The organism is Streptomyces sp. SCSIO ZS0520 (genome assembly GCF_025643355.1).
Lineage (GTDB): Bacteria > Actinomycetota > Actinomycetes > Streptomycetales > Streptomycetaceae > Streptomyces > Streptomyces physcomitrii.
Genome location: NZ_CP092644.1, coordinates 1 through 12,670, shown reverse-complemented (window position 1 = coordinate 12,670; position 12,670 = coordinate 1). Strand labels below are relative to the sequence as shown.

Below are 12,670 nucleotides of genomic sequence, written 5' to 3'. Positions count from 1 at the left end.
TCGAACTCCCAGGAGGAGCAGTGAAATTCGGCATCTGGCTCGACTTCCGCAACCCCCCGCGCTGGCGGCAGCCGTGGCGGGCCGTGTACGAGGAGACCCTCGCGATGGCCACCGGCGCCGAGGAGCTGGGCTTCGAATCCGTGTGGCTGTCCGAACACCATCTGACCGACGACGGCTACCTGCCCTCCCTGCTGCCCGCGCTCACCGCGATCGCCGCCCGCACCAGCCGTATCCGCCTGGGGACCGCCATGCTCCTGGCGAGCCTGACGCACCCGCTGCGGCTGGCCGAGGACGCGGCGGTCGCCGACCTGCTGTCCGGCGGCCGGCTCGAACTGGGCCTGGCACCCGGCTACCGGGACAAGGAGTTCGAGGCCCTGGGCGTCGAGCGCGCCCAGCGCGGCGCCCGCACCGAGGAGACCGTGGAGATCCTGCGCCGCGCCTGGAGGGGAGAGCCCTTCTCCTTCGAGGGCGAGCACTTCCGCGTCGACGACGTCCTCGTCACCCCGGTGCCCGAGCAGGCGCCGCCCGTGTGGATCGGCGGCGGTAGCAGGGCCGCCGCGCTGCGCGCGGGCCGCCACGGACTGCGGTTCCTGCCCGACCTGGGCACCGACCCGCAGATCCTCGACCTCTACCGCACCACCCTGGCCGCACACGGCCACGACCCCGCCCGGTTCGGCGTGACCGCCATCGTGACCCCCGGCGTCTACGTGTGCGAGGACGCCGAGGAGGGCTGGCAGGAGGTCAAGGAGCACTACTGGTACCTGCTGAACAAGTTCCAGGAGTGGTTCGGCCTGCCCGGGCTGCCCTCCGCCGACGACCTGCCGCGCGAACTCTTCCTCGTCGGGCCGCCCGACCACATCGCCGAGCAGCTGCGCGAGCGCGTCAAGCCGCTGGGCGACGTCGAACGCGTCATCTTCTTCGGCCGGGCCCCCGGCCTGCCCGCCGAGAAGGCCCGCAGGTCACTGCGGCTGTTCGCCGAACACGTCATCCCCCAGTTCGGGTGAGGCCCGGCGCCCACGGCGCCCCACCACCGCCCTTGCGCACATCCGAACCCGCGAAGGAGCACCATGCACGACATCGCCATCGTCGGCGCAGGCATCTCGGGCCTGCACCTGGCCCTGCGGCTGCAGCAGGCGGGAGTGGGCACGACCCTCTACGCCGAACGCAGCGCCGAGGAGATCGCCGCGGGGCGCCCGCTGAGCCTTCCCGTGCGCTTCGGCGCCACCCGCCGCCGCGAACAGGAACTGGGCGTCGCGCACTGGGACACCGCCGACCACCACACCCACGGGGTGAACTTCGTGGCGCCCGGCGAACCCGGCATCCACTTCTTCGGCCGCCTCGACGCCCCCGCCAGCGGCATCGACCTGCGCCTGTACCTGCCCCGCCTGATCGCCGACTACCTCCAGCGCGGCGGCCGCCTGCGGATCATGACCCCCGACGCCGCCGGGATCGACCGCATCTCCCACGACCACGACCTGGTCGTCGTCGCCAGCGGCCGCACCGCCTCCACCGGCCTGTTCCCCCGCGACGCCGCCCGCTCCCCCTACACCCGGCCCCAGCGCGTGCTGACCGCCGGCCTCTTCCACGGCATCGCCCCCACCGACCCGGGCTGGATCCACTTCCAGGCCGGCGAGGCGGGGGAGATCTTCTCCACCCGCATCCTGACCGCCGACGGGCCCGTGCACGGCATGGTCGTCGAGGCCCTGCCCGGCGGCCCCCTGGAACAACTCGCCGCCCACGACCACGCCGCGGACCCGGCCGGCTTCGTCAAGACCCTGCTGTCCCTGGTCGCCGAGCACGCGCCGCAGCTGCGCGAGCGCATCAGCGAGGGCGAGTTCGCCATCGCCCGCCCCGGCGATGTCATCCAGGGCGGCATCACCCCCACGGTCCGCCGCTCCTGGACCACCCTCCCCTCGGGCCGCCTCGCACTGGCCCTCGGGGACGCCTGGGTCGTCAACGACCCGCTGACCGGGCAGGGCGCCAACCTCGGCTCGGCCTGCGCCTTCGAACTGGCCGGGCTCATCGCCGCCGGCGGCCCCTACGACACCGCGTTCGCCGAGCGCGCCGCGCAGCGGCTGTGGCAGGCGGCCGAGCCGGTCGTGGCCTGGTCCAACCTCAACATCGGCCCGCCGGTGGAGCAGTTGGGCGCCCTGTTCACCACCGCCACCGCCGACCAGCGGGTCGCCGACGCCTTCGTCGCCAACTTCGACGACCCGGCGGCGATGTGGCAGGCCATCAAGTCCCCCGAGGCCGCGCAGTCCTGGCTGGCCCGGGTCACCTCCGCCTGACGGGCTAGCCCGCGCCTCACCCGGCCGGAAAGAGGCCGGCGGGCGCGGCCTGCCACAGGGTCATCGCCATGTCCACCAGATCGTGCAGCTGCGCGCGCGGCATGCCGTCGCGCGCCTGCAGCGACAGCCCGTTGAGGAAGGCGGTGTAGAAAGCGGCGATACGGTCCGTGTCCGCGCCCTCGGCCAACTCCCCGGCCCCGGCCGCGGTGTCCAGACGCGCCTTGAGGGTGGTCTTGGTGCGGGCACGGCACCGCATCGCGAAGTCGCGCACCGACTCGTGGTCGGCGGTGCAGTTGGTCGCCGCGAGCACGATCATGCAGCCGCGGGGCTTGCCCTCGGACGTGAACCGGTCGACGCTCTCGTGCAGGAACGCCGCGATCGCCTCCCGCGCGGTGGGGGCCGCCTCCAGCAACTGCTGCGAGGCCTGGGCCTCGGTGCGCTCGTAGAGCCCGACGGCCTCGCGGAAGAGGTGCTCCTTGTTCGTGAACGCGGCATACAGACTCGGCGGGTTGACCCCCATAGCGGCACTGAGGTCGTTGGTCGACGTGGTCTCGTAACCGCGCTCCCAGAAGACCAGCATGGCCGTGTGGAGGGCCGCGTCGCGATCGAAGCCGCGGGGACGTCCGGTGCGGGCCACATGACCTCCTTGACGGCGCGTCAGCCGGTCGATAACTTCTTATGTAGAGGCTACTACAGAAGGCGTGTCGCCCCACTCTGCCCGCAAAGGCCGAGGGGCGACCCATTCGTCCTGCCCTCAACTCTACCGTCGGCCCGCGCTCCTGCCCTCCCGCTGTGCGGGCCACTGCCGCACGGCGCCCCGACCCGGAAGGAACACTTGCTCATGGCTATCGCGGACGACGTCCCCCAGGACGGCGCCTCACCCGCCAAGGGCGGACCCCCCGCCCCCGTGCGATGGGGACTGCGGGAATGGGCGATGCTGCTGGTGGTGTGCGGCGCGTTCTCCCTGGACGCACTCGACAACATCATGGTCGGAATCGCCACACCCCAGATCAAGGACGAGTTCGACATGAGCACCTCCGCCGCCCAATGGGTGGTCAGTGCCTACGTCCTCGGCTTCGGCGGATTCCTGCTGCTGGGCGGCCGGATGTCCGACCTCCTCGGCAAACGCCGCGTCTTCCTCGTCGGCCTCACCGTCCTCGCAGCCGGCTCCCTCGCCGGCGGCCTGGCCACCGACGGACTCATGGTCATCATCAGCAGACTGGTGATGGGCATCGGCGCCGCACTGACCGCACCCTCCGCCCTGTCCATCGTCGTCGGCAACTTCCCCGAAGGCCCCCAGCGCAACCGCGCCATCGGCATCTACACCGCCTGCGGCGCCGTCGGCTACTCCATCGGCGTCGTCGTCGGCGGAGCCCTCACCCAGGCCAGCTGGCGCTGGACCTTCATGCTCTCCGTCCCCGTCGCGATCGCCGCCCTGATCGGCGCCCTCCTCCTCGTCCCCAAGGACCAGCCCCACGACGGCACCAAACGCCACTACGACAGCGCCGGCGCCGTCACCGTCACCGCCGCCATGCTCCTGCTGGTCTACGGCATCGTCCAAGCACCCTCCGAAGGCTGGCTCTCCGCACCCACCCTCGGCGTCTTCGCCGCCGCCGCCCTGCTCCTCGCCGCCTTCGCCCTCATCGAGGCCCGCGCCCCCCAGCCCCTGCTGCGCCTGGGCCTGCTGCGCAACAAGTCCCTGGTGGGAGCCAGCCTCATCGCCGCCGCCATCCTCGGCACCTACATGAGCTACCAGTTCGTCGGCAGCCTCTACCTCCAGTCCTACCGCGGCTGGTCACCCATGGAGATGGCCGTCGCCTTCCTGCCGATCGGCCTCATGATCTTCACCTTCGCACCCCGCGCCGGAAACTGGCTCGGCCGCACCGGACTGCGCTGGCCCGTCTTCGGCGGCATGCTCGCCTACGCCGTCGCCTTCCTGCTCTTCCTCCGCCTAGGCGAAGGCTCCTCGTACTGGACGATGATCCTGCCCAGCATGCTGCTCATCGGCATCGGCTTCCCCTTCGCCTTCACCGCGGCCAACGTGCAGGCCACCACCGGCGTCGACGAATCCGAACAAGGCCTCGCCGCGGGCATCCTGCAGACCGGCTACCAGGTCGGCGCCGCCGTCGTCCTGGCCGTGGTCACCGTCCGCATGGGCGACGCGGACGCCTCCTCCGAACCCGCCAGGGCCCTGACCGGCTACCACCACGGCACCTGGGTCATCGTCGCCATCGCCGCCGCCTCCGCCCTCGCGGTGGCCATCGCCGCCGGCGCCGCCCGCCTGCGCACCGGCACCACACCCCCCACCACACCCGGCACCACCCCCGACGGACAGCCCGCCGAACAGGCCACCGCCTCCTGACCCACCCCCCGCGCCACCGCACCCGGCGCACCCCGCACATCAAGAGGCTGCTCCCTCAAGAACCTTGAGGGAGCAGCCTCTTCACATGGCGCCGGTCGCGCTACTCCTCCAGGAAGTCGGGCTGCTCATGGACGATCTCGTCCCAGAGCAGCTGGAAGCTGAACCAGCCCAACTGCCGGTCCCCGAACCCGTCACGGGCCGCCAGGGCCTGCTCGTGGTTCATCGGCTCGGCCTCGCCGACCGCCGCGAGCAACTGCACCTGGGCCGCGGCCTCGTAGGTGAAGAACCAGTGCACCGCCTCGTCGACCGTGCCGCCCGCGGTGATCAGCCCGTGATGGCGCAGCAGGATCGCCCGCTTGCCGTCCATGCGCCGGGCGATGTCCTGCCCCTGCTCCAGGCTGATGGAGGGGCCTTCGTAGTCGCCGTAGAAGACCTGGTCCTGGTAGAAGGCCGCGGACTCCTGGTCCAGCGGCTCCAGCAGCCTGCCCAGCGCCCCGAGCGCACGGGAGTAGGGGGTGTGGCCGTGCGCCGCGGCGGTCGCCCCGGGGTGGAGGCGGTGGACGGCGGAGTGGATCACGAAGGCGCTGGGATTGACCCGGTGACGCCCCTCGACCACCCGGCCCCGGGAGTCCACCAGGATCAGATCACGCACCTTGACCCGGCTGAAGGAGACACCGAAGGGATTCACCCAGAACCGGTCCTCGTGCTCGGGGTCGCGCACCGAGATGTGCCCCGAGATCCCCTCCCCGTAGCCGTACTTGCCGAACAGGCGAAGCGCGGCCGTCAGACGCTGCTTGCGGTGCCTGCGGTCCTCCTCCACCGAAGCGAAGACGGGCTCCGTGGGCAGCGGCAGCCCGGTGTGGGTGTCCGCCAGATAACTGGCCCGGTCGGTTGTCGCGGTATCGCTCACGCCATCTCTCCTCAAGAAAAGGGGGGGGTGAAAGGGGTGGGTGTGGGACGGCCGGCCCCGCCCGGGGCCGGAGATCGAAGCGGCCCCGGCGGCCGCACGCCGCCGGGGCCGGCGCTCACGCCACCACCACCGGGTCCGCGGACCCGAAGGCGCTGCGCGCGGCCTGCCGGTGGACGGCCTCGGCGATGTCGACCGCACGGTCCACCAGAGAAGGGACACCGAAGGTGAAGAAGAGCGAACCCGAGGCCAGATCCCCCAACGCGTAGACCTGCCGGTCGACCTCACCCTCCCGCAGCAGCCCGCTGGTGGCCCGCGCCACCCGGACCCCGCCGCGCGGATGCAGCAGACCCAGCCCCTGCTCCTCCAGCGAACGGACGAGCGCCGCGGCACCCCGCGGGATGCGGTGCACCGGCGGACTGACCGCGTTGACCACGACATCGGCCTCCCGCAGCCCCTCCTCGCTGTGCACCTCGAAGCCCCCCGAGGAACGCGGCATGATCTTCTCCACCCCCCGGACCACCTCGAACAGCCCGCGATCGGCCTGCCGCAGCAGCGTCGCCGCACTGGAGGCGGGCATGGGGCAGCACATGCTCATCACCGTGCGGTAATGGCGCGCCAGCACCTGCGACTTCTCGAACTCGGGCAGCAGCGGCCACACGTCCGGACCCGCGTCCGGCACCGCCCGCTGCAGGATCCGCAGCCCGATGTCGTCGCTGTCCACCAGCGCGGTCTGCCGACGCAGCCGCACCAGCGGATCCTCCTGTCCGCACGAGGAGATCTCCCGCGAGACCGCCCCGGCATCGCAACCGGCGGCCGACAGCTCGGTGTGCATCAGGGCCACGGCGTCCGCCAGGGTGAGCCGCTCGCCGCGCGCGGCCATCGCCCTGAAGTGCGCCGCGCTGAAGTGGCGCAGGTCGTACTCGACGGGACGCTGGCGCACGCTCGGCAGAATCCCGTGCCGGGAGGCCAGCGCGATCCCCCCGGTGTGCCCGGCGGCGGCCAGGGTCAGCGCGACGTCCACGGCCGTCAGCCCGCTGCCCACCACCACGACCCGGTCCGAGCGGCCGATACCGGCCAGCTGCTGCACCACCGGGTACGGGTCGGCGATGAAACCGGGACTGCCCTCCAACCGGTGCGGGTCCGCGGGCTTGCCGGTCCCCACGCACAGCACGGCCTGGTCCAGGACATGCAGACCGCCGTCGCCGGTACGGGCCAGCAGCGCCCCGTCCTGCCGGGCCAGGCCGACCACCGCCTCACGCACCAGCGCGATACGGGCCCCGCGCGCCGCGAGCCGGCTCAGCGCACTGCGGGCGCACTGCTCGAGGTAGTCCCCGTACAGCGCCCGCGGCGGGAAGACGATCCGGGACAGGGGGTCCAGGTGGTCCAGGCCGGTGCCCAGCACCACCCGGCGCGCCTTCAGCCAGTCCGTGAAGTGCTCCGGGTCGCCGTCGCGGACGGTCATGTCCTCCGGCGGCGCGTTCACCCTCAAGGTCGCCGCGTCGGGCTGGTAGGCCCGCCCCCGCCACAGATGCGGAGAAGGGTCGAACACCGTGACGGCCCCGGGAACTTCGTCCCGCTGACTCAGTGCATCGAGCATGCACACTGCGGAGGCCCCGCCTCCGACTATTCCAATTCTCACGGGAATCGGCATACGAAAACCCCGTTCAACGATGCGGACACAATCTGGTTTCTTTCCGATGGGGGACCGGAGAGGCCCGATTCTGAGAAGGGGCGAACCGTCGGGAGGCTGATCCCGCATCCTCGAAATCAGGAGCTATTTTCCCGGTTTCCCGCCGCGTTCTCTGATGCGGACGCGCATACGAAATAGCGATTTTGCGCACACGAGCCGCCTACCCGGAACCGCCGGCCGCGGACAGCAGCCCGAACGGTGACGGAGTGTGCACAATTGGGGGACGACGGGCGCTATGCGGAGCCCGGCTGCGACTGGCCCCGCCGCCACTCGCGAGGCGTCACCCCGTAGCGCTGCCGGAACAGCTTGCTGAAGTGCGAGGCGCTGTCCAGCCCCCAGCGCCCCGCGATGTCGGCCACCGTCAGATGCGCCGTCCGCGGATCCGACAGGTCCTCCTTGCAGCGCCGCAGCCGCTCGCCGCGGATCCACAGGGCCGGACTCGTGCCCTCCTCCTGGAAGAGCAACTGCAGGTAGCGCAGGGAGATGTTGTGGCTCCTGGCCAGGTACCGCGGGCTCAGCTCACGCTCGCCCAGACGGGCTCGGGCGAAGGTCTTCACCCGGTGCAGCAGGGCCTGGCGCGCGACGGCCGGGTCCTGGCCGCCGCCCCCCAGCACTTCCGAGCACACGGCGCTGACCAGGCAGGCGACACTGTCGCCCAGCCGGTCCGCCACCGCCCGGTCGAGCTCGGCCATGTGCAGCGTCGCACTGCGCAGCAGCCCGGCCAGGAGCACGCTGGCCCCCTTCGCCCCGCACCAGGTGGCCGCCCGCAGCGGATGCTTGAACCCCGCCCGCAGATCGACCAGGCGGTGGTCGAACTTCACGCTCACCATGTGGATCGGCCGCTGCATACGCAGGGTGTAGGGGCGGGAGCTGTCGTAGCAGAAGAGGTTGCCCGTACGGGCCGTGGCGCTCTGCTCGTCCTGGCTGACCTGCACCTCACCGTCCAGCACACAGGTCAGGTGGAGCGAGGCGGTGGCGGCCTGGTTCGCCAGCAGCTCGGTGCGCTCGACGGCATGAGGACTGGCCCGCACCTCCGCGAGCTGCACGTTTCCGAAGACACCGGTGGCGATGGCGCCCTGGAAGCTGCCCGGCTCCGTGCGGTAGACCCGCAGCGGCCCGCACGCCTCGGCCACCAGCTCGCCCCAGAACTGGAAGCCGCGGTGCGAGCCCGAGTCCTGCGTGCGCAGGATCCGCACCGGACCACGCGAATCGACCTGCACAGCGCTCATCAGCACCGTCCCGTCTCTGCCCGCTGCGCTGAACTGATGGGAAAAACAGGTAAATGTCGGCTTTCCATGCGCATGGAGGACCCCTTCGTTGTCACGGAGGTGAACGGGGGAGCGGCGGCCAGGCAACTCTGCGGGTAACGAGCTGGTCACGGAAAGCGCGATTCGGGCCACGGGTCAAGGGGAGACCCTCACTCTCTGTGCACGCATCGGCGAGCCGGAGGCCCCCCGACTGTGCAACGAGTAGCGGAAGCGGAATTGAAAGCAAGTGTTCCGTTTTAATCGCCCAAGATTTTCTGCAGCGCCGACCGGTGATGGCCTGCATTATTATCAGGCCCCTCCGGACGACACCCTCCCGGATTTCAGAGATAAACATTCTCAAGCGCCGAGGCCAAAAGTGTCACCTTGACGCAAGAAATTGGTCGGCACCCCGAGCCGATTCTTCCTCTGGATCATGAGACGAACACAGAACCCGAACCGGTGTTTATATTCCACCGCGCAGAACTTCCCCTCCCGCGACGCGACACAAGTTCCCCCGCACCCGGCCTTTCCTCCTGCCGATTTCCATGTTTCGCGCGAGGACTACGGGCACGGGGACACCACCGGCGACCGCAAAATCAGCGAGGGAGATCCCGGCCGCCACACCCCGCCCCCTCCGGCAGGACGGCCTGATACACCGTCAGATTGGCAGCGGACACCCGCCGACTATGACGTACTCGATCACCGAACCGGGCTGCGGCGCGGCGCGGCGACGCTGAACCCCGTGCCGCCACGTCCTCCGCGGCGAGAACGCCGCCGAGCAGACCGGAGCCGAGAGGGCTCCAGGCGTGCTGCTCGGGGAGGTCGGTGACACGGCTGGCGGGCGTCCGGCCGCCGATGCCGTAGGCGCAGCAGGCGGACATCACCGCCGAGGCCGGAACCCCCCAGAGACGGGGAAGCAGCGACGGCGCGAGCCGAGCCCGGCCCCATACAGGGCCGCGACCTCCCGCGCCGTCGTCCGAGGCCTTGACCAGGGATCGCAGCCCTCGTTGGGACCCTCGGCCATCAGCCCCATGTTGTCGATGTCCTCGCACCGGTTGCCCTGGATCAGGACGTCGTGGCTGGCGGGCGTGTCGCTGGCGAAGGTCTGCATGCAGTCGGCGTGACCGCTGTCGTTGCCGGTGCCCGTGACCGTGTTGCCGAGGATCCTCAGATCGGTGCCGAAGAACCGCATCCCGTCACCGTCGCCGCCGACGACCGGGTGGGAGATCCAGACGTTCTGGAGCGTGATGCCCTCTCCCTCCCTCTCGACGCCGAGCGCGGAAGGCTCGTCCACGGTGTAGCCATCGACCACCACATGGTCGGTCTCGACCGAGATACCTGCGACCGCCTGGCCATCGGGGCCGTAGTAGGTGATCGGGCTGTCGGCCGCACCCGCCTGCACGCGAAGGGGATGGTGCGGTTCGAGACCTCAGATGCGTGAGAGCCAGCCCCCCGGCAATGCCCCCTCCTCGTACGAAGCCGCGCGGGACGGAGTCACTGCGTGCCCCGACGGGAGAGGGCCCGCAGAGGGTCTCGCCAGTCTCTTGCGGAAGAACCAAAGCTTCCCTCACCGTGGAACTCGCGGCACGGGCTGGGGCGTTCGCGGGTTCGGCTCCGGTCGGTACGCCAAGAGCCAGCGAGGGATAGTGTCGGTGGCATGAGCCTGACAAGTGGTGGAGAGGCGCGACCCCTCGCTCGCCGCGACGACAGCCTTCACCCAAGAAGCCGGCCTGAGCACCCTCGCGACCCCGAGCCTCAACCGAGCCGCCGCCTCCTCCACCACAGGCACCCAGCGCGTGAACACCCTGCGCTCCAGGCCCACTTGAAACCCGAGCCGCTCTCCCAACCCCCAACGCACCCTGCCGGTACCCCAACTCACCCCTGAAGGCCCCCATGCGCATACCCGCCACCACCGCAGCAGTCGCACTGCTCACCGCCGTCGCCCTCCCCGCCAGCGCCACCGACGCCCCCCTCACCCCCTCCGACAAGACCACCACCGGCCCAACAACCCCACACCACAACACCAGAGCCCGATTCGACCGCCCCTACCACGGATTCGCCCCAGCAAATACCGTGCTACGCCCCGGAACCCCCGTACACGCAGGACTCGACACCGGCCCCATCAAGGCATTCCAACGCTCACTCGCCACCTGGACCAACCCGGCCAGCGGCGAGAACTACCTATTCCCCGGTGCCACCACCCTGATGGCACACAACGGCACCGTCGTCGAGCGCAGCACCACCGGCCACGCCGTCAAATACGCCGACGCCACCCACGAACTCCCCGACGACCAGAAAGTGCCGGCCCGCACCGACACCATCTACGACCTCGCCTCAATCTCCAAACTCTTCACCTCACTGATAGCCGTACAACAACTCGAAACAGGCACCCTCGACCTGGACACACCCGTCGCCCACTACCTGCCCGAATTCGCCGCCAACGGCAAAAGCGACATCACCATCAAGGAACTGCTCACCCACACCTCGGGATTCGACGCCGACCCGGTGCCCTCGCTCTGGCAGGGCTATCCCGACATCCCCTCCCGCAAGCAAGCCATCCTCGACACCAAACCCATCAACCCCCACGGCACCACCTACCTGTACTCGGACCTGAACATGCTCACCATGCAACTGGTCCTGGAAAAAATCACCGGAAAATCACTGGACGAACTCGTCCGCGAAAACATCACCAAACCGCTCCACATGACCGACACCGGCTACAACCCCCCGAAATCCAAACTCCCCAGAATCGCCGCCACCGAATACCAGACCACTCCGGCACGCGGCATGGTCCGCGGCTCGGTACACGACGAAAACTCCTGGTCCCTGAACGGCATCGCCGGCCACGCCGGAGTCTTCTCCACCGTCGACGACCTCGCCGTACTGGCCCAAACCCTCCTCAACGGCGGCACCTACAAAGGCCACCGCCTCCTCAGCGAACACGGAGTGAAGCTGATGGAGGAGAACTTCAACCAGGCCTTCCCGGACGACTCCCACGGCCTCGGCTTCGAACTCAACCAGATCTGGTACATGGGCGGCCTGTCCGGACCCCAAACACTCGGCCACACCGGCTACACCGGAACCTCCCTGGTCATCGACCCCGCCTCCCGCTCCTTCGCCATCCTCCTGACCAACCGCGTCCACCCCAGCCGCAACACCCCCTCCACCAACACCGCCCGACGAGGAATCACCCAAGCCCTCGCCCAAGCAATGCCCCTCCCGACACCCAGCCGCTCCTGGTACTCCCACCAGACCGGCGCCACCACCAGCACGCTCACCACCGAAAAACTCGACGCCTCCGGCACGGTGGACATCGACTTCCGCTCCTTCATCAACACCGAGCCCACCGACCTCCTTTCCCTGGAAGCGAGCACCGACAATGGCACCACCTGGAACCAGGTAAAGCTACGAGCTACCGGAAAAGGCGCACCATCCGGTCCCGTCAACACCCTCTCCGGCCAGTCGGCACGCGCCTGGTGGCGAGTACACACCGAACTGCCCGGCACCAAAGGCCTCCAACTGCGCTGGCGCTACACCACCGACCAGACATACGAAGGCCGCGGAGTAAACCTCACCCGCCTGAAAGTCACCGACGACTCCGGCACCCTACTGAACACCGAAAAGCTAAACGCCCACCTGACCGCAACCGGCTTCGCCGAGCTGCCTCCGAGCGACCACCACTGAACTGATAGCGGATCAGAAAGCACGGAGAACAGTACGACTGGCCAATCGTCCAGGACTCTTTTTTCCTGTTCTCATGACCGTAGGCCGTTGGCGGGACGTGATGCTCCGCCAACGGCCTACGGTATTTCCGGGCCCCAGGAGACGAACTGTGAGCCCTGCTTTTGGACTTGAACGGGGGCCGGGGTAGTTCGTGCAATTATTGTGCTGCGGTGTCGTCTTGGAACTGCGGGATAGTAAATCGTCAACTGGCCCTGTTTCTAGGCTAATTACTCAAGAGTTGGAAACTAAGGCTTTTCTGTTTGAAGAGAAATTCAACCAGACGGGAACGTTCTGCGCCGAGGACCCCGTCTTGTCGCTGCGCTTTTGAATTCGCGGAGCGAATTCTTCTTCCTAAATCGCGGAGCGATTTAGGAAAGCCCCGTCACGGAGTGACGGGGCGTCAATTCCCGTGCGGAGCACGGGAATTTGCCGCCGCGTAGCGGCGGCGCG

General features: G+C 69.3%; 9 protein-coding genes. 4 read left to right on the top strand and 5 right to left on the bottom strand.

Annotation, left to right across the window (positions count from 1 at the left end; genetic code table 11):
• Positions 1-20: 20 nt before the first annotated feature.
• Entirely contained in the window at positions 21-1,004 is a 984-nt protein-coding gene (locus tag MID12_RS00045; RefSeq protein WP_052481983.1) for an LLM class flavin-dependent oxidoreductase, read from the top strand.
• Between the two features lie 63 nt (positions 1,005-1,067).
• A complete protein-coding gene (locus MID12_RS00040; protein WP_263163918.1) occupies positions 1,068-2,288 on the top strand; it encodes a styrene monooxygenase/indole monooxygenase family protein in 1,221 nt (406 codons plus the stop codon).
• Positions 2,289-2,304: 16 nt separating this feature from the next.
• Here the strand turns inward: MID12_RS00040 and MID12_RS00035 are convergent, their stop codons facing one another.
• Entirely contained in the window at positions 2,305-2,925 is a 621-nt protein-coding gene (locus MID12_RS00035; protein WP_263163915.1) for a TetR/AcrR family transcriptional regulator, read from the bottom strand.
• Positions 2,926-3,129: 204 nt separating this feature from the next.
• Between MID12_RS00035 and MID12_RS00030 the strand changes: the two genes are divergently transcribed.
• Complete coding sequence (locus MID12_RS00030) at positions 3,130-4,650, top strand: MFS transporter (RefSeq protein WP_263163913.1); 1,521 nt, start codon at positions 3,130-3,132, stop codon at positions 4,648-4,650.
• 100 nt (positions 4,651-4,750) lie between these two features.
• Here MID12_RS00030 and MID12_RS00025 read toward each other — a convergent pair whose 3' ends face one another.
• The 4 genes from MID12_RS00025 to MID12_RS00010 form a co-directional block, all read right to left on the bottom strand.
• A complete protein-coding gene (locus MID12_RS00025) occupies positions 4,751-5,560 on the bottom strand; it encodes a class II aldolase/adducin family protein (RefSeq protein ID WP_205616918.1) in 810 nt (269 codons plus the stop codon).
• Positions 5,561-5,675: 115 nt separating this feature from the next.
• A complete protein-coding gene (locus MID12_RS00020; RefSeq protein WP_257786907.1) occupies positions 5,676-7,211 on the bottom strand; it encodes an FAD/NAD(P)-binding protein in 1,536 nt (511 codons plus the stop codon).
• A gap of 272 nt (positions 7,212-7,483) precedes the next feature.
• Entirely contained in the window at positions 7,484-8,479 is a 996-nt protein-coding gene (locus MID12_RS00015; protein WP_078844647.1) for a helix-turn-helix domain-containing protein, read from the bottom strand.
• Positions 8,480-9,377: 898 nt separating this feature from the next.
• A complete protein-coding gene (locus tag MID12_RS00010; protein ID WP_263163907.1) occupies positions 9,378-9,899 on the bottom strand; it encodes a hypothetical protein in 522 nt (173 codons plus the stop codon).
• A 491-nt stretch (positions 9,900-10,390) separates the two neighbouring features.
• Here MID12_RS00010 and MID12_RS00005 point away from each other — a divergent pair, with 491 nt between their 5' ends.
• Positions 10,391-12,181 carry a serine hydrolase domain-containing protein gene (locus tag MID12_RS00005; RefSeq protein ID WP_263163905.1) on the top strand — a complete coding sequence of 597 codons (1,791 nt, stop codon included), beginning with the start codon at positions 10,391-10,393 and terminating at the stop codon, positions 12,179-12,181.
• Positions 12,182-12,670 lie beyond the last annotated feature (489 nt).

Excerpts from the sequence above, each read along its gene's own strand:
- MID12_RS00015 (WP_078844647.1), bottom strand. The coding sequence starts at position 8,479 with ATGAGCGCTGTGCAGGTCGATTCGCGTGGTCCGGTGCGGATCCTGCGC.
- MID12_RS00020 (WP_257786907.1), bottom strand. The coding sequence starts at position 7,211 with ATGCCGATTCCCGTGAGAATTGGAATAGTCGGAGGCGGGGCCTCCGCA.
- MID12_RS00005 (WP_263163905.1), top strand. The coding sequence starts at position 10,391 with ATGCGCATACCCGCCACCACCGCAGCAGTCGCACTGCTCACCGCCGTC.
- MID12_RS00030 (WP_263163913.1), top strand. The coding sequence starts at position 3,130 with ATGGCTATCGCGGACGACGTCCCCCAGGACGGCGCCTCACCCGCCAAG.
- MID12_RS00040 (WP_263163918.1), top strand. The coding sequence starts at position 1,068 with ATGCACGACATCGCCATCGTCGGCGCAGGCATCTCGGGCCTGCACCTG.